Raw genomic sequence first — 17,180 nt, forward strand, 5'->3', positions numbered from 1 at the left:
TATGAATAACAAAAGAAAAGAAAGAAATGTTTTGAAGCATTTGCTAGCTACTGCTTCTGCTTTCTCGGTGATAGTTGCCGGAAGTAGTACAGCGTTTGGGTTTGCTGGTGCTGTTCCGCATGGTAAAATTACTGCTGATCATGATGTCAACGTTGATGCTATTGCTGCTGATAATAAGTGGCGTGAAGTTGATGCTGCTGGCGTTCCTAATGGTGCTGCTTTTGCTGACGGTCCAGCTGATGGATCTGCAATTACGTTTGGTCGTGCCAATGATATTTTGAATATTAATGCTCCTAGGAGAATTCAAGCATTGAATGTTGGTAATAAAGCTGGTACCGTTGTAAACCTTAACTCAGATTTTGTTCTTGGTTCTGTTGTTGGTGCTAATACAACAAACTTTGTGTTCGATGCAGTTAATGTTAATCCTCTTAGTTTCACCTTAAATGGTGCACCTACTATTGCTGCTGACCATGGTTTTGTTGCTAATGCTAACGATTATGCTGCTGTAGGAGAGATTGATTTTGCTGCTCCTGCTGGCACTCCTGCTGCTACTCGTACTTTGATTATTACTCCTGATGCTACGGCTGCTCCTGCTCACATCACGTTTGCTAACGCTAAAATAGCTAATGGTGAGAATGCGATAGTGAATGTTACTAGTTATAATGGTTTTAACGTAATATTTAATCAAGCCTCAATGTCGACAGCTAGAACAATCAATATCAGTAATAATAGTAATCTTGAATTTTATACGGGTGAGAGTGTTGTTAATGGTGGTACATTACATCTTCAGCACTTAGCTAATGATAGCATCAACTTTCTTGGGGATGATAGTAAATTGGTACTTACTTCTAGGGCTGCCGTTAATAAGGCTCATGACTTTAAAGTTATGACTGGATCGCTTGGTGGTGCTAATGACGGTCGTGGCATAATCAGTTTTAATACTGCTACTGTTGCTGGTATTCTTTCTAATGATGATGCTAATGGGAGTGTAATCGGTATTGATAGAAATCATAGAGCTAAGCAATTTTTAGTTACTACTAATGGTGCTAATGTTGCAACAATTGATGGAAAAGTATTTACTAAAGATCTACAATTAACAGGTGACTTAGCAAATGGAGGACATATCGTTTTCAATAAGGCAGTTTACGTAGGTAATGATGGTAAAACTGATATAAATACTGCAACACAGGTAAGTTTTAATGACCATGCTGATGTTGGTACGTTAGATTTCAAGAACATCGCTAGCGCAATCAATGTTGCTGCTAATAAAACACTTACAGGAAATTTTTTGGGTAATAGAGCTGTACCAGGTGGAGCTTCAGTAGGAGAAATACACTTTGCTGGTGCTGGGGAATTCAATGGTAGTGCAACTAAATTGGCTTTGATTGACATTACCGGTGCGGGTGTTTTGAAGTTTTCAAAAGGTGTGAATAGTGTTGCTCAAGTAAAAGCAATGGCAGCTGGAGCACATTTTGAATTTGCTGACGGGTATGAATTGACTGGTAATATTAACGGTAATGGTGCTGGTGCTCCGAATTTAGATTTCAAAGGTGATGCTAAGATCACTGGTGGTATTGGTAATACTGATGCAGTTGGTAATATCAGTATCGCAGCTGGTAAAACATTAACGGTAAATAGTGCTGTGATTAATGCTGCTAAGATATTTGGTACTGCTGCTGGTCAAGGAACATTAGCTTTAACCCACAGAGCTGCTGCTAATGTAATTATTACATCTAGAATAAGTGAAAATGGTGGTGGTACTATTGATGCAACTAACATGGCTGATAGGGGAGTCTTAACTATTGTTGGTAATATTGGAACTGATCCTGCTGTTGACAATGCTAAAGCTTTAGACAAAATATTACTGAAAAAGCAGAATCTTGCCTTAACTCCTACGAATTTTGCTAATATTGCTGCAGTTGATTTTAATAAAGAAGTATCGACAGTGACCTTTACTACTCTTGCTGTTAATTATGCCTTAGGAGAGTTGAGCAATGCAGAGAATGCTAAATTTAACATTGATCGTAATATCACATTATATAATACAAGAACTAATGGTGGAGAGAAGTTGCAGGAAATTAACTTTGTAACAGATGATACTTTAACTCTTGGTAAAGATAATAATATTGCTGCTGACGGGATAATAACTAAAACGCATAATACAGGTGCTTTAGTTTTTGCTGGGAATTCCACTTTGAAAGGTCAGATAGGAACAGAGCTTAAAAAACTTAAAGCAATTACAATAGGTGCTGGTGTTACTGCGACTACATCTGGTATAGCTTTTGTTGCAGGAGATGTAACCTTTACTGATGAGAAATCTGTGTTAGTTGTAGATGATAACTATACTGTTAATCAAGTTGTTGGTGGTGGTGCTCTTACTGGGGCTGGAACATTGAGATTTGTTAATAAAAATCTTGCAACATTAAAAACTACAAGTCCTGCTCCTGCTCCTGGTGTTTTTGTTCCTGCTCTTAATGCAGTAGAGGCATTAGAGTTGGCTGGTGGTGATGTGGAATTAGCTAATAACGGTCATGTGGGTATAGACTTCAAGAAAATTGTTTTCACTGATACAGCTTCTGCTTCAACTGTGAACGTTGCAACTGCTCCAACCTTAATTTTAGATAGAAAGCTTGATGGTATGGATGTTGAAAGTAGTTTTAATAGTACTACTGGCCGAAAACCTGTAATTAAGTTGGTAAAAGGAGCAGCTAATACTATTGATGCAGCTAACCATATTGGTACAGATAAAGAACATTTGATTAACCTACAATTTACTGGTGATGATTCTATAATCTTTAGAAATAAAAAACTCTTTGCTAGTGTGACCACTACAGTTAATAATACAGGTACTGCTGAGTTTGATGCTGATGCTAATGTGGTGTATGGTTTAGGTTCTAAGAATTTGAACTTAAAAGAGGTAAAATTCAATAAAAATACCAAAAACTTTGGTGATACCTATGTTAAAATGGGTGCTGTTCAGGATGGTGCGACTTACTCAGCTGGTGGAACAATAGCTGGTGGTGACATACAATTAGGTAATGCTAGAGGTAGTGCTAATGCTCACTTGGCTGATAATGTTATTCTGGAATCTAATATAACCAGTGTAGGAACAGATAACAGAGTTGGCTTTCAAGGTAATGCTGTAATTAAGGGTAAGATGGGTGCATCTGGCAATAACTTGAAAGAGATTACATTTATTGGTAATAAGGATCATATTGCAGAGTTATGTAATGATATGAATTCAGAAGTAGTTAATTTTGGTAGTGAAAATATTAAAATTGGTGCTGATAAGGTAGTAATTGCTGGTGGTGTTTCAAATTTTGATGGAAATATTAATCTGCAGTCCAATAAGTTGGTCTTAAAAAGTACTGGAACTTGGGGAGCTGATACTACTATTGACACTACATTCACTAAAGATGGTATACTTGGTTCTATTGAACTTGCTGAAGATACTGTTGTGACAAAAGACGTGGGTGTTACAGTTCATGTTATTGACGAAGCTTACTTAAACGAGCATAATGACCTCAAACATACATTCATTGCTGGTAATGACTACTTAAAGATGAGAAATGGTGAAGTCAAATCAACAATACTAGGTATAACATCAGATCAAGTATATGCTGAGTGGATTATGACAGTTGAAGATGGTAAACGAGTGTTTAGACGTAAGGACGTTTCATCCAAAGTGAGTGTAGATGACTTGAAGAAGGTTGATGGTGATGATATTGATAAGAAAAATTCTGAGCTAATTTTTGATGCAAAATATGGTGATGCACAAGAAGTCGCGAAAGATATTGGTCATATATTAGATCCAGAAAAGCGTGGTAACGCACTGAAAGACATCTCAAATGTTAATACAAATCCGCAAGTAACTGAAGTGATAGCTGATACTGCGAGTCATGTTAATAAAGTATTGACTGGAAGGATGGCTGCTATATCAGTTGCTGACCAAGCTCGTTCAATTGCTTCTGGTTCTGATGATGGTAGTGCTTCAATGGGTGCATGGGTTATGCCATATTATAGCCAAGCTACTCAGAAGAACAAAGGTGGTGTTGCTGGTTATACATCAAGGTCTGGTGGTGGAGTTTTTGGTTTCGATACTTTAGCTAATGAGAACCTAACAATCGGTGCTGCTGTTAGTATCGTTAAGACTAATATGAAACATAAAGGTTATAAAACTGGAAAAACCACAATTGATACTTTGATGGGTTCTATTTATGGATCACAACAACTTGCTAAAGATTTCTTTATACAAGCTGTGGCTTCTTTTGGTTCAAGTAAAATTAAAGGTACTGATCCAAGAATAGTTTCTAAACGTATTAATGCTAATGGTCAGGAAACTGCTAAATCTAGTTATGGTTCTATGTCTTATGGCGGAGAGGTATTATTTGGTTACAATGCTAAAGTAGCTGAGTCAGTATTGCTAACACCGATGGCTGGAATTAGTTATACAAAATTTAGCGATGAAAGTTATAAAGAAACTGGAACAACCCATAGAAACAGGCTTGTTAGTAAAAAAGCTAGCAGTAAAATTGAGGCTATAGTTGGGGCTAGAGTTTCATCTTCTATCGATGCCAATGGTATCGCAATGATTCCTGAAGCACATGCTTTTGTTTCGCAAAAGTTAGGTGGTAAGTCAGGAAAAGTTGACGCTAGATTAGATGGTATGACTAGTCCGTTTGTTACTAGAACTGACAAAGCTGCAAAAACATCATATAATGTTGGTGTAAGTGTTAGTGCTAAAGCCGGTACTATGGAGTATGGAGCTGGTTATGATGCATATTTAGCTAATAAATATGTTGGTCACCAAGGTACTTTAAAAGTTCGTGTAAATTTCTAAACTAATCTTGTAAGTTTAGTATCTCTTACTGCAAAAGGGCTTCCTTTTCCCAAAGGAAGTCCTTTTTGTGGTGAAAGGCCTCAGTGTCATTGTGAGAAATAGTTTTGTTATGGCGAAGAAAATCTAATGGTGTGCCAAGAAACGCATAAATTCCAATTGGTGTTAATAAATAGGGTTATATGGCTAACCCATCAATGTTCTAGGGTCTGTGAACAAAATTTTAATTTTCTATATTTTGAGTATTTTTAAGCAAAAATTAATAAGATTTTTGCCGGAATAATTGTTCCTATTTAAAAAAATCTTATAATTTGCAGCTAAAAAGAATCAAAATATAATTAATTAGTCATCTCTGATAGACTCCTAGAAGATTAGCATAAGCTTTTCATTCTGTATATAGAGTAGGTCCATACCATTAATCCAGATAACTAATGCAGGTAAAATATGAAAAAGTTATTATTTCTAATCTGTTTATGTTCTACTATTGCTATAGCAAGCGAATCTAACTATTATCCTAATCGCCTTAATTGTTGTAAGGTTACTAAGAACACAGTAAATGATTATGAACCGGAAGAATTCCAGCTATCTAATAACTTACTTAGAAGAACAGGGCAACCACCAATCTATCGTGGTACAAAAATCATAATAAAGGGTATATTGTTAGACCAAGATTGTGTTCCAGTATCAGATGCAAAAATATATTTATGGCAGGTTGGAAGTGACGGAAAATATCCATATATACCACTTCGTACTCGTATTAATAAAAAAATGCTAAACCTTGTAAATAAATCAAGTTTTACTGGAACTGGTACGGCTACTACCAATAATAAAGGGGAATTCTATTTTATTACTATACATCCTGGTAAAATTGGCCATGGAACTGCCAATGTAAATATTAGAGCCGAACATTTGGATATTGGACAATTACAAACCAAGTTATATTTATCTAATTCAACGGTTGATTTAGATAATTGCGGAGAAGTTGGTCATGTTCTAGCTAATGTTCATAGTGGCATCAGAACTTATGAGTTTAAGGTTGTGATGCCGGGACGAACATTCAAAAGATATTAATGTTCTCAGTTTTTGCATCCGCAGCAATCTTCTACAATTGGCTTTTCTAATGGTGGATTTTCTAATGGCTTTTTTAGTCCACAAGAAGTTAAGATTAAGCAGCTGAATAATATTAGAGGTAAAAAAATATTGTTTTTCATGATAATTAACAAGTTAGTTGGAAATAATTATATTGTTTATAGGTCTACTAAAAAATATAGTAAACTATTTTTTTTGATTGTAGCATACTTATTGTGCATCACTAATAGTTTTGCATTAGATTATAGTAAATCTGGCGTTAAAATGCTTGATTCATCTCCTGTTTCAGATACAGTATTTTTTTTTGATGATAAAGGTGAAAAATATTCTCTTGATAATTTTGAAGGAAAAACGATATTATTGGTATTTTGGGCAACATGGTGTGCCTCTTGTGTTAAGGAGATGCCGGATTTAGATATATTACAAAAAGATTTTAGAAAGCTGCCATTTTCCATAATTCCTATATCACAAGACTACCAAGGAATAGAGGTTATACAAAAATATTATAAAAATTATGATATAAGATATTTACCAATCTACCATGATTTTAGGAATCAATTATTTAAAGCTCTTTCAATAGTAGGGATACCAACTGCTATCCTAATTAGTCCAGATGGAAAAATGCTGGCAAGTTTTGTTGGTATTATTAATTGGTATGATGCAGAAATTCGGAATATTATTTTGTCAAATATTCCTGGGAATCATCCAGAACCCAAAAATAGTTACCGTGAACAAGCTATTAATCAACCGATTAATAAACAGTTAGAACCTAAAGAGCAGAAAAATAAAAAACTAGAAATACAACAAAATATACAGGAAGATCATAATGCTTCTGAAAAAACAAAAAAGGAGTAACTAATGCGTAAAGCACATAATAAAAATTCGATTGCCGAGGCAAAATTTGATCAGGTCATCGCTAAGCGTCAAGTAGGCAAGTTAGAGCAATTATTCTCCTTGCTACCTATAATAGGTTTCGGGGCATCAAAACCGGTGGTTGCGGTTCTTCGCCTTAGCGGAGTTATAGGTAAAGTAAGTTCAATAAAATCAGGACTAACTATTGAGTCGCTACATGAGTTAATTGACAAGGCTTTTGGAATCAAAAATCTTGAGGCTCTCTGTTTAAGTATAAATTCGCCAGGTGGCTCACCTGTGCAATCTGAGCTGATTAGCAAGCGTATAAGGTTATTAGCTCAAGAAAAGAAAATACCCGTTTATAGTTTTATAGAAGATGTTGCAGCGTCTGGCGGATATTGGCTTGCTTGCATTGGTGACCAAATATATGCATCTAGGAGTTCAATTATTGGTAGTATAGGAGTTGTTTCAGCTTCTTTCGGTTTTCCTGCTGCTATCAATAAGCTTGGTATAGAAAGGAGAGTATATACAGAAGGTAAAAATAAATCTATTCTTGATCCATTCCAGCCAGTGCAGGAGAGAGACGTTAAAATTATTAAGCAGCTACAAAAACAGATTCATGGACATTTTATAGATTATGTCAAAGAGCGTCGAATCGGTAAGTTAACTCAAGAAGATGATATTTTATTTAATGGAGAATTTTGGTCTGGGAAAACTGCTGCTGATTTTGGTTTAATTGATGGTATAGATGATATGTATAGTTTCATAAAAAAGAAATATGGAGATGTAACTATTAAATATATAGCTAATAAACAATCATGGCTTAAGAAAAAGCTTGGTATGGTCAAGCAGGATGTCATACAAGAATTTTCTGATAGTTTAATTGAATCGATAGATAATAAAATTACCTATGATAGATTTAATATACGGTAATGTCTCCACTGCGTTCTTTTTATCACTGATTAATTCTATAGCTAACTTAGTCTTAAATCTTGGCTCATATTGTTTCTTAATACTCATTTTTTTATTTCAATTTATTTGTTTTTTAACAAATTTACTCGGATTAATATATTTTTTTTGCTCCTATTTTTTTTGGGGGAGTTATAAAATAAAGGATTGATTCTATTTTCCTAATATTTATGCTTGAATTTTCTTACTCTATCTGATATGTATTACCTTGGATAGGTGTCCGAGTGGTTTAAGGATCTAGTCTTGAAAACTAGCGTGCGGGCAACCGTACCGTGGGTTCGAATCCCACCCTATCCGCCAAATGGGACAATTGGTTAATTTTGCTGTAAATTGTAATCATCTTTTGACCCCCTATTGTAATGAACTATTGCCCCCCTGAGCATATAAAAAAATTAGTTAATTTTGGCTAAAATTCAGATAGAATTTTCTAAAATCACTGGTAATTTTTAATCAATACAATAGTATATTATCTCAACCTTTAATCTACATCTTTCCCCCTCTAAAACTTTTATTACCCGTTTCTATAATTTGACAGTGATGGGTTATCCTATCAATAATTGCCTTTGTTGCCTTAGGATTACCAAATATATCACCCCATTCTTCAAATCTCAAATGGGTCGTTATAATGAGTGAAGATTGTTCATATAATTTAGCAAACAGCTCAAATAATAAGAATCTAGCTTCAGCTTTTATTGGTATATAGCCCAGTTCATCTATCACAACAACATTGAATCTCTTAACTGAATCGATGAATTTGAGTTCATAGTTATGCATTCTAGCATTGAGTAATTGGCTAGCTAATTCATTTAAAGTGTAGAACCTCACCCTGTAACCCTTTTCAACCGCAGTAAAAGCTAAACCAATTGCTAGATGAGTCTTAGCTGACCCAGAACCGCCTATTAACATTATATTTTGGTGATTATCAACAACTTTCTGTATATCAATATTGCCAACCAACTTAGCTTGGCTAGTGTCTGAAAGTAGCTTTATTGTAGGAAACCTAGCTAGCTGTAACCGATAATTCAATGAACGTGATTTTTTATACTGACATTCTGCTTCAAGAAGCCTTTTTAATGTTTCATACACTGCTCCCACAGACGATTCTTTTGCTAAATCCATCTCTGTTAACTGCATCTTCATTCCTACTAAACCCAACTTATCTAATAACAATATCAACTCTTTCATTTAATTTCCCTCCACTACTGAATGGACTGTTAAATGTATTTTGCTGTAGCTGCTACAATCAGCATCTGGAGGATTTTTTAACTGAATAAACTCATATTCATTAATGTCTTATTGCATAGATGGTTGTAAATATTGTTCAGCTAATTTAACACTACAGCCACCAATTGTAATTGCTAGATTACAGGCATTAGTCACCTTATCTAATCCATACTTATTAACAAACTACAGAATTGCTATAAATTGTTTATCACCGTCCTTGTAGTTTTCCAGTTTATTGCGTATCTTACTAAATATATCTAGCAATAAATTCATCAGCTCTTTAAAGGGTACACCATTACGCAAAGCTCCTGGTTTGCGTTCTAGACACTTATATCATAATTTAAAGATATAAGTGTCTAGGCGACGAAGCAATCCAAAAGTTGCAACAGCATGATGTTTTTTGGATCGCTAGGCCACTTCGTGGCTCGCGATGACGGTTGTTCGTTCTTATAACCTAGCACTACAGTTGTAGACTGAATAAATTATGGAAAATTTGAGAGCTTTCTTTATAATATATGGTTTCTAGTTTTTGAAATCTACAACTGTAGTGTTAGTCTTTGCGCTGGTATTGCTATGTAAGATTTTTAGTTATCTCATCATATCTCTTCAACCTAGCTAGTATAAGCTCTAAATCAGACAGCTTGATCATGCAAGATCCGTCACTTGGGGCATTATCTGGGTCTTGATGAACTTCCATAAAAATACCAGCTACTCCAACGCTAACAGCTGCCCTTGCCAGTATTTCGACATATTTTCTCTCACCACCACTGCTATTGCCTATACCACCTGGCTGCTGAACTGAATGGGTTGCGTCAAAAATTACTGGGACACCAGTTTCTGCCATAATTGGTAAACTACGCATATCTGATACTAATGTGTTATAACCGAAACATGCCCCACGCTCGGTAAGCATGATATTTTTAGCCCCAAATTTTTCCAGTTTAGCATGGACATTCTTCATGTCCCAAGGAGCAAGAAACTGTCCCTTTTTCACATTAACAACCTTATTGGTCATCGCTGCAGCACGTAGTAAATCTGTTTGTCTACATAAAAAAGCGGGAATTTGGATTATATCGACAATTTCAGCAACCCTGGCACATTGAGCTTCTGTATGCACATCCGTAAGAATATGACAATTAAAGGTTGATTTTACCTTATACAAAATTTCTAGCCCTTTGTCAAGCCCACTACCTCTAATGCCATTGATTGAAGTTCTATTTGCTTTGTCAAATGATGATTTATAAATAAATGGTATGTTAAGCTTAGCAGTAAGAGTCACAAGCTTATCTGCCACAAATAGCGCGTGATCTAGAGTTTCTATTTGGCAAGGTCCAGCAATCAAAATAAATGGTAGAGCATTGCCAATTTTGATATTATGTAAGTCAATTATTTTTTGCATAGGTAACACTTGATTCTTAAATTCTATTTAGCAATTGGCAAGCTAGAGTCTTGCTGCTTATCATCAACTTGCTCTATTTTCTTAATTATCCCAGGATTTTTCTTAGAAGACAAATTAGCCAGAATAATAGCATTGATTATAAACAATGTGGCAAGTACTACCGTAGTTCTAGTCAAGAAATTAACCACTGTCCGACCTGCTACAACCCCCATAGTCCCATTACCACCACCAATGCCACTCAACCCATCACTGCCAGTCTTTTGCATCAAAATTACGATGATTAGCAATATTGCTATCACAATATGAACAAAAAGTAATATATTCATCATTTTCTAAAAAACCTATAATTTAACATTTGAACTAATGTTTGATAATCAAGTGAAGATTTGCCAACCATAACCCCATCAATATTCTGTAAACTCAATATTTTCCCTATATTATCTAAATTTACAGACCCACCATACACTAAGCTGATATTATTTGCAACTTGGCTTTGCTTGAGATAATAATTAACAATTTCAAATATCTCTATTAATTCTTCTTTCCTAGGGATAATCCCTGTTCCTATGGCCCAAATTGGTTCATAGGCTACTATTAAATGTTGCTCACCTATCATATTATAATTTGGTAAAGATTCTTCTAATTGCTTTAATAAAAAATCTTTATAATTATTATTTTGTCGTATAGCTAGTTCTTCTCCAATACAAATAATAGGGGTGACCTGAGATTTTAAACAATTTTCTACTTTTTGTCTTATTAATTCACTAGATTCCTGAAAGAAATTTCTGCGTTCACTATGACCGATAATAGAGTAATTAATTCTACTCAGTTTTAGTAACAAGCTTGAATATTCTCCATTATAACTCCCCTGATCTGCAAATTGACTGACATTCTGTCCACAAAATTCTAAAGATTTGAATTTGTCAGATAGATAAGCAAGATAAGGGACAGGAGGAGCTATAATAAGTTGATTATTATATTGTTGTTCTGTAAGCTTAGTGCAAAATTTAAATGCATCATCTAAACTCATATGCATTTTCCAATTAACAATAATAAGTTTTTTCATAAAAATCGCTTGCAGATATTAGTGGACGAACTATTTTAGTGTATTGTAAAAACTTAAAGAAGGAAAATGTTATATTTATGTTAAATAATATTAGAAACGCTGCTGATAGTTTTGTAATGCGTGTTCTACTTGGCATGATTGCTTTTGCCTTTGTTGGATGGGGAATTAAAGATGTGTTACAGACTAGCAATAATTTTGATTTGATTACATTTTCTGATGCAAAGAATATTAGCCAAGAAGATTTCCTAAAAGAGAAAGCTGAGCAAATTCGTATTATTCAAAGACAAAGTGGCACAAATCTTAGTGAAGAGGATATAAAGCAGTTAAATATTGATAATTTTATTATTAAAAAACTTATCAATAACCGTATTATCAATTACTTAGTTCACTATTATAATTTAGATATAACTGATGATACTGTAATTCAGTTGATTAAAGAAAATCCTGATTTTAAGAATGAACAAGGTTTATTTGACATAGAGCGATTTAAAGGTTTTTTAAAAAATTCTTACATTAATGAAGAAGACTATTTATCAGACATTAAAGAACATACATTAAAAAATCTTCTAATTAGTATTTTTATAGAATCATTCCACACACCAAAAATAATGGTCAAAAATTTCATAGATTATATGGCAGAAACAAGAAATGTAGAGCTTGTACAGATTGATCTAAAACGTCAATCTAAAGACTTATCAATATCTTCTCCAACCATGATGCAGTTAGAAGAACTGTACAAAAATAACCTAACATTATTTGAAGTACCGGAAAAACGCAGCTTGTCTTATGTAAAAATATCGACTGAAATGTTATGTCAGAAAGTTCACAATAATGATGAGGAATTATTAAATTTTTATCATGACAATAAAGAAGAGTTTGCTAATAAAAAGTTTAGTGAGGTCAAAAAACAAGTTAATGAATTATTGCAACAACAAAAAACAGAAGAGCTGAAGCTATTAATGATCAAAAATTTAGAAGATGATGTTGCAGCTGGTTCAAGTTTAACAGAAATTGCTGGAAAATATGAACTACCCATACAAAATTTAGACTCTATAAGTTACAATGATTTAGCGATTAATAAAATTGATATTGCCCAAAATGCTGACAGTATTTTTGATCTTGCAGAAGGAGAATTATCATACCCTATAGAATTAACTGATAAAGGATCTTTTATATTGGTTGAGATTAAATCTATTCAACCAAGCAAAGTACAAGAATTCTCAGCAATCAAGGAGCAAGTGCAAAAACTATGGAATGAACAATATTTGAGAGAGCTAAATTTAAAAACCATAGAAACTATTGTTAAAGAATACACCCCAGCTAAGAGTAAAGAATTTCCGAAAGTTATTACCAGCCAATCTACAGCTTTTTCTAGGTCTGAAATTCATAATAATCAGCAACTACCAATAGAATTACTATCAGCAATTTTTCAGGCTAATATTGGCTTCAATACCCCAGTTTTCCAGTCAAAAGATAAGGCGTATTTTGCTTATGTAAAATCAAAAAAAATTGATAAGAAAAAAAGGCAAGAAATTCAGAAAAAAAATGAGAAAGATATTGCAAGTGCCATACAAAATAATGTTATCGATGAGCTGATTAGCTATGCCATCAAGAAAAACAAAATGAAACAAGTAGGGTCATGAACATTTTTAATTAATTTTCTACCTGAAGAAATTTGCACTATTTAAGCATTCCTTTTGTTGAACGATTTCGCCTCTTCACTAAATCCTTTGATAGTTTCTCAACCATATCACTGGTAGTTGTGACAAATAAAAAAGGAAACAAACCGTGAACGAAGGAAATAGCACTAATTTTTATCAAGGTATAACTAAGATAAAAAGAGTGTTTAAGATGCCTGTAGTAAGTTTCTTTTAACGATTTAGGGTGTTCTAAAAATAAATTCCTCATGTAACGTCCTTGGTGGTAATAGTAAATAGACTTACTGCATAAGTCAATCTAGTTGGTGATTTTGTCGTCGAAACTCGCCTCCGCTCCTCACGTACGTCTGTGTACGCTGCGGTACTCGACTTCGTTTCTCCTAAAAATCCCTCAACTATCTTTGATTTATGCAGCAAGTCTAATAATTAAAATTTTGTCAACAAACTCTAATTTGCTATTGCTTTCCTTATCAAGCAGCTAACATTATTATTTTGCTCATCAGAGATTTCCAATGCTGTTCTATAATGATAATCAGTAGCCTTAATGTTTACCCCACGCATAATCAAGAATTTTGCTATATAATAATTGCCAGTTTCTGCAGCTTCATGTAAAAGAGTATAATTATCATTCCCCCTTTTTTGAATTATTAAATAATTATCCAAAAGAGTCCTAAGAGCAAATAAATTATTCTTTCTAACCGCCTCAAACGCTCTATCTGTTGCACCATTTACTATACTACTAGTAATATGCATATTACTAGTATAATTATCAATAAACCTATCTATTATCTTTCTTTGATTTTCTCTACTCTCACTATCATAAATTGTCTTAAACATTTGAATAAATGCATACATCGCCATTTGATTTAGCCTTGCCTCTTCTGTAAGCTTTCCCAATACTATATCATCATCTGGCAAGAATAACATTTGCTTTTCATCTTCTATGAACAAGGCTATTTCCGGTGACATTTCTTTAATGGTACTAGCTACATTTTGGGTAATTGGAGTAACTTTATTCAGCTGCTTCTTATTTACTTTTCTCTCTTCCTTAACTACATTATTATCTTTCTCTTCAACAACATTACTAAATTGTTCGGGTTGCTTATCATCTTTTACGAATACTGGTACAGGCGTTTGAGTTTGTGGAGTTGCAGACACTGGGGAATCCTTAGGAATGATCGGTATAATATCAGGTTTAGTAGCTTTAGGTTCAGTATTTTCCTTAGGTAATACCGCTGGTATGATAGGGGGAGTTTCTTGAGATTCAGTAGGCTTTTTTTCTTGTGAAGAAGGTACTATATCTAAATTAGGCGTAATCACTCCTTTCTTATCTTCATTATCTACTTGCTGTGACTCTACAGAATTCTTCTCTTTATCTGGCATAGTTACAGGAGATACAGTAGGCTCAGTTACTTCAGGCTTAGCCTTGTTATCTATCTGCTCTCCAGCTATCTGAGGTTTAGGTAAAATAGGTACGTCAATAGGCTTAAGGGGTACAGTATCCTGACTCTCCGTATTTTGCTTTTCAGTTGGTGGCAAGGTAGAAGAATTATTGTCAATACCATTATTGTTTTTACTGGACTCTTCTGGCTCAATTTTCTGAGACGGGATTTTATCTAATTGCTCCAATTCTTTTGGGTTATTTATTTTTTTATGATCTAGAGTATTTTCTAGAATTGGTAATTTATTATTTCCTAAATCAATGAAAGAATCTGTCTCGCTTTCTTCCTTACTGATACCTTGTGGTGTAGATACTGGCTTTATTGGTTCTAGTACTTGGTCATCCGTTTTCTTGGAGGGCATAAACTGCTGTATTTCTTTCATCAAAGAATCTGTTTCTTCTGAAGTTTCTTTATGTTTATTCACTTTATCATTTTCTAATTGTGGCAATGCTGGAGGAAGAGGTGGTGGGGCAGAATAAGCCCTATCCATAAACAAAAAAATAGTTATTAGAAACACTACCAAGAATTTCTTATAACTTAACCTAGCTAATAATTTTAGAATGATGAAACTCCTACTCTCACTTCCAAGATCTCTATTAAAGTACATTAGAATTCTCACATTTTTTATATTATTAGTACAGCAAAAAAGACTTTATTCATCAGTTAAATAAGCTTTGTTAATAATGTCTAGCTATATACTAACATAATTTACTTTCTGCACTAAGTCATTTTTGATCATTTGGTAATAACTTTTGAATCTCTTTTTCTACTAACTGCTTTACTAATAAAGGCAAGTTTTTATCTAACCATTGACTTAATTGCGGTCGTATCATTGCAATAATTAGCTCCTCTAATGTTTTACCCTTAGAGTTAGAAGCATTTGCATTAATTTCTCGAGCTGTTTTCGAGAAATGTTGGAAAATCTTAGCAGTTTCTGTTGCAGATTTATCGGATATCAAGGATGCTTGCAATAGTTCTTCTGCTAATTGACCATGCCCATTGTCCTCTTCTAGCTTATCCTTTTCATGCCAAGATACCCTATCACCTACTATATTTGTCAATTCCAATATATCATCATCGTTAGATTGGCTAGCAGTACCACCACAATTATCAATCATTCCCTTAATTGATTTTAGTATCTCTTCAACTGACATATCTTGGTTCTTTTTATGCTCTTTACTCATAATTAAAAACCTATAATAAGTTTTTTCTTGAGTCCTTTAAACTCATCTTCAGGAATAAAGTATTTAACTTTTAATTTCAAGCTTTTTGCGGTTAATTCCCCTAGTAAAGATTTTATTTGGTAAGCCGCTAAAATAGAATCTTTGTATGCATCAACTTTTGATATCTTCGCATTATATAATTTTTCTTCAGCGGTTAAAACTTCTAAGATTGTTTTAGAACCAACAATTTCCTCCTGCATTGTTCCATCATAAGCTATTTGGGCAGCTTCTATTCCTTGTGAAGCGGCAATAATTCTAGATTTTGCTGCTTCAAATCCCTCCCAACTACCAATAGCACTTGCCCGTATTTGTTTCATTGTATCATCAAGCTGAATAGCTGCACTCCTAGAGCTATTCTTAGCTTTCCTAATTCTTGAATATTCGCTACCCCCATGAGAATAGATAGGTATGTTAACTGATAAACTTGATGTAGTACTTCTATGATTTATATTACTAGTCCCTAATATCTCTGGAGCATAGATGGTTTTACCAGATTCAACTCTAAAGTTTACCTTAGGTAAAAGTTCAGCTCTTGCCGCTATCTCGATAGCTTTTTGGCTTTTAACATTATGTCTTGTACTATCTATGCTAGGATTAACATTTATTGCTCTCTGTATTAAAGCCTCTAATGAATTAGGTAAGTTGTCGGGCATAGAAGGCATAGCAATATCATTCGCTTCTATACCAAACATGCGAATGAATGTTGCTTTTGTTGCCTGATAACTAGCATATAAGTTCAATCTATTAGTCTCAGCCGCTGCAAGAGCTGCTTTGGCACTAGCTAAATCTATTGATGTTGCTTCACCTAACTTTAGTTTTTCTTCGATGGTTTCTAAATTATGTTTGGTAGTTTTTAGACTAATTTCAGAAATCTCATATTTCTCCTTTGTTTCATAACAATCGATATAATTTTTTATTAAACTTAAAAGAACCCTCTGTTCTTCCGCATAATATTTAGCACGTGATGCCCTAAAAGATGACTGTGCAGCTTTCAAATTTGCAACACTACTACCACCACTAAATATAGGCTGTTCTACTATTAAAGTCCCTTGTTGTGTTCTTGTCTCTCTTCTAGAAGAATCAGCATATTGACTATTCGGTTTATTACTGGTAACGTTAGAATTAATATTATAAGATACATTAGGCATAAAACCTGAAAAAGCTGCAGAAAACTGCTCTATTTCACTTAAAAAATTCTGCCTAATGATTTGTAACTCACCATTATTATTATACGCACTAGATAAGGCATCAGGTAAGTCGACAGCAAAAACCGAATAGTTGAACAAAATGATAATGACAAAATGTGTAAATTTATACATAGTTGACTTTCTAAATATATTTATGTTAAAAATTTGCTAGCTTCTGCAATAAGTTCAAGGTATCATTGACCTAAAAATTAAGACCTATTGCATAAAGATAAC

Annotated in this window: 14 protein-coding genes and 1 tRNA gene; 6 read left to right on the forward strand and 9 right to left on the reverse strand. The window is 33.9% G+C overall.

From position 1 onward, the window contains the following. Position 1: 1 nt before the first annotated feature. The 5 genes from AAGD39_RS02410 (at position 2) to AAGD39_RS02430 (ending at position 8,047) form a co-directional block, all read left to right on the forward strand. The gene (locus AAGD39_RS02410; RefSeq protein ID WP_341757028.1) at positions 2-4,840 is read left to right on the forward strand and encodes an autotransporter outer membrane beta-barrel domain-containing protein; all 4,839 of its coding nucleotides are present in this window, start codon (positions 2-4) and stop codon (positions 4,838-4,840) included. Positions 4,841-5,281: 441 nt separating this feature from the next. Beyond that, positions 5,282-5,908, forward strand: coding sequence for a dioxygenase (locus AAGD39_RS02415; protein ID WP_341757029.1), 627 nt, complete (start codon positions 5,282-5,284; stop codon positions 5,906-5,908). Positions 5,909-6,046: 138 nt separating this feature from the next. After that, positions 6,047-6,781 carry a TlpA disulfide reductase family protein gene (locus AAGD39_RS02420; protein WP_341757210.1) on the forward strand — a complete coding sequence of 245 codons (735 nt, stop codon included), beginning with the start codon at positions 6,047-6,049 and terminating at the stop codon, positions 6,779-6,781. A gap of 3 nt (positions 6,782-6,784) precedes the next feature. After that, positions 6,785-7,711 carry a S49 family peptidase gene (locus tag AAGD39_RS02425; RefSeq protein ID WP_341757030.1) on the forward strand — a complete coding sequence of 309 codons (927 nt, stop codon included), beginning with the start codon at positions 6,785-6,787 and terminating at the stop codon, positions 7,709-7,711. A gap of 246 nt (positions 7,712-7,957) precedes the next feature. After that, a tRNA-Ser gene (locus AAGD39_RS02430) sits at positions 7,958-8,047 on the forward strand. A 183-nt stretch (positions 8,048-8,230) separates the two neighbouring features. Here the strand turns inward: AAGD39_RS02430 and istB are convergent. The 4 genes from istB to AAGD39_RS02450 form a co-directional block, all read right to left on the reverse strand. Beyond that, a complete protein-coding gene (istB, locus tag AAGD39_RS02435; RefSeq protein ID WP_341757031.1) occupies positions 8,231-8,932 on the reverse strand; it encodes an IS21-like element helper ATPase IstB in 702 nt (233 codons plus the stop codon). 610 nt (positions 8,933-9,542) lie between these two features. Then, positions 9,543-10,370 (reverse strand): 3-deoxy-8-phosphooctulonate synthase, encoded by an 828-nt coding sequence (kdsA, locus tag AAGD39_RS02440; RefSeq protein ID WP_341757032.1) that lies wholly within the window; start codon positions 10,368-10,370, stop codon positions 9,543-9,545. Between the two features lie 23 nt (positions 10,371-10,393). Further along, positions 10,394-10,699: a preprotein translocase subunit SecG gene (secG, locus tag AAGD39_RS02445; RefSeq protein WP_341757033.1), complete on the reverse strand. Its 306-nt coding sequence runs from the start codon at positions 10,697-10,699 to the stop codon at positions 10,394-10,396. Next, positions 10,696-11,436 carry a triose-phosphate isomerase gene (locus tag AAGD39_RS02450; RefSeq protein ID WP_341757034.1) on the reverse strand — a complete coding sequence of 247 codons (741 nt, stop codon included), beginning with the start codon at positions 11,434-11,436 and terminating at the stop codon, positions 10,696-10,698. The genes secG and AAGD39_RS02450 overlap by 4 nt, the downstream gene beginning before the upstream one ends. Positions 11,437-11,513: 77 nt before the next feature. Here AAGD39_RS02450 and AAGD39_RS02455 point away from each other — a divergent pair, with 77 nt between their 5' ends. Next, positions 11,514-13,079 carry a peptidylprolyl isomerase gene (locus AAGD39_RS02455; protein ID WP_341757035.1) on the forward strand — a complete coding sequence of 522 codons (1,566 nt, stop codon included), beginning with the start codon at positions 11,514-11,516 and terminating at the stop codon, positions 13,077-13,079. A 37-nt stretch (positions 13,080-13,116) separates the two neighbouring features. Here AAGD39_RS02455 and AAGD39_RS02460 read toward each other — a convergent pair whose 3' ends face one another. From AAGD39_RS02460 to AAGD39_RS02480, 5 genes are all read right to left on the reverse strand, one after another. Further along, positions 13,117-13,344 carry a DUF6356 family protein gene (locus tag AAGD39_RS02460; RefSeq protein ID WP_341757036.1) on the reverse strand — a complete coding sequence of 76 codons (228 nt, stop codon included), beginning with the start codon at positions 13,342-13,344 and terminating at the stop codon, positions 13,117-13,119. After that, complete coding sequence (locus tag AAGD39_RS02465) at positions 13,341-13,511, reverse strand: hypothetical protein (RefSeq protein ID WP_341757037.1); 171 nt, start codon at positions 13,509-13,511, stop codon at positions 13,341-13,343. Before AAGD39_RS02465 ends, AAGD39_RS02460 begins: the two co-directional genes overlap by 4 nt. 30 nt (positions 13,512-13,541) lie before the next feature. Beyond that, the gene (locus tag AAGD39_RS02470) at positions 13,542-15,143 is read right to left on the reverse strand and encodes an ankyrin repeat domain-containing protein (protein ID WP_341757038.1); all 1,602 of its coding nucleotides are present in this window, start codon (positions 15,141-15,143) and stop codon (positions 13,542-13,544) included. 118 nt (positions 15,144-15,261) lie between these two features. Beyond that, the gene (locus AAGD39_RS02475; protein ID WP_341757039.1) at positions 15,262-15,720 is read right to left on the reverse strand and encodes a DUF2497 domain-containing protein; all 459 of its coding nucleotides are present in this window, start codon (positions 15,718-15,720) and stop codon (positions 15,262-15,264) included. Between the two features lie 2 nt (positions 15,721-15,722). Beyond that, positions 15,723-17,078 (reverse strand): TolC family protein, encoded by a 1,356-nt coding sequence (locus AAGD39_RS02480; protein WP_341757040.1) that lies wholly within the window; start codon positions 17,076-17,078, stop codon positions 15,723-15,725. Between the last annotated feature and the right edge of the window lie 102 nt (positions 17,079-17,180).

This window comes from Candidatus Tisiphia endosymbiont of Nemotelus nigrinus (assembly GCF_964026475.1).
Classification (GTDB): domain Bacteria; phylum Pseudomonadota; class Alphaproteobacteria; order Rickettsiales; family Rickettsiaceae; genus Tisiphia.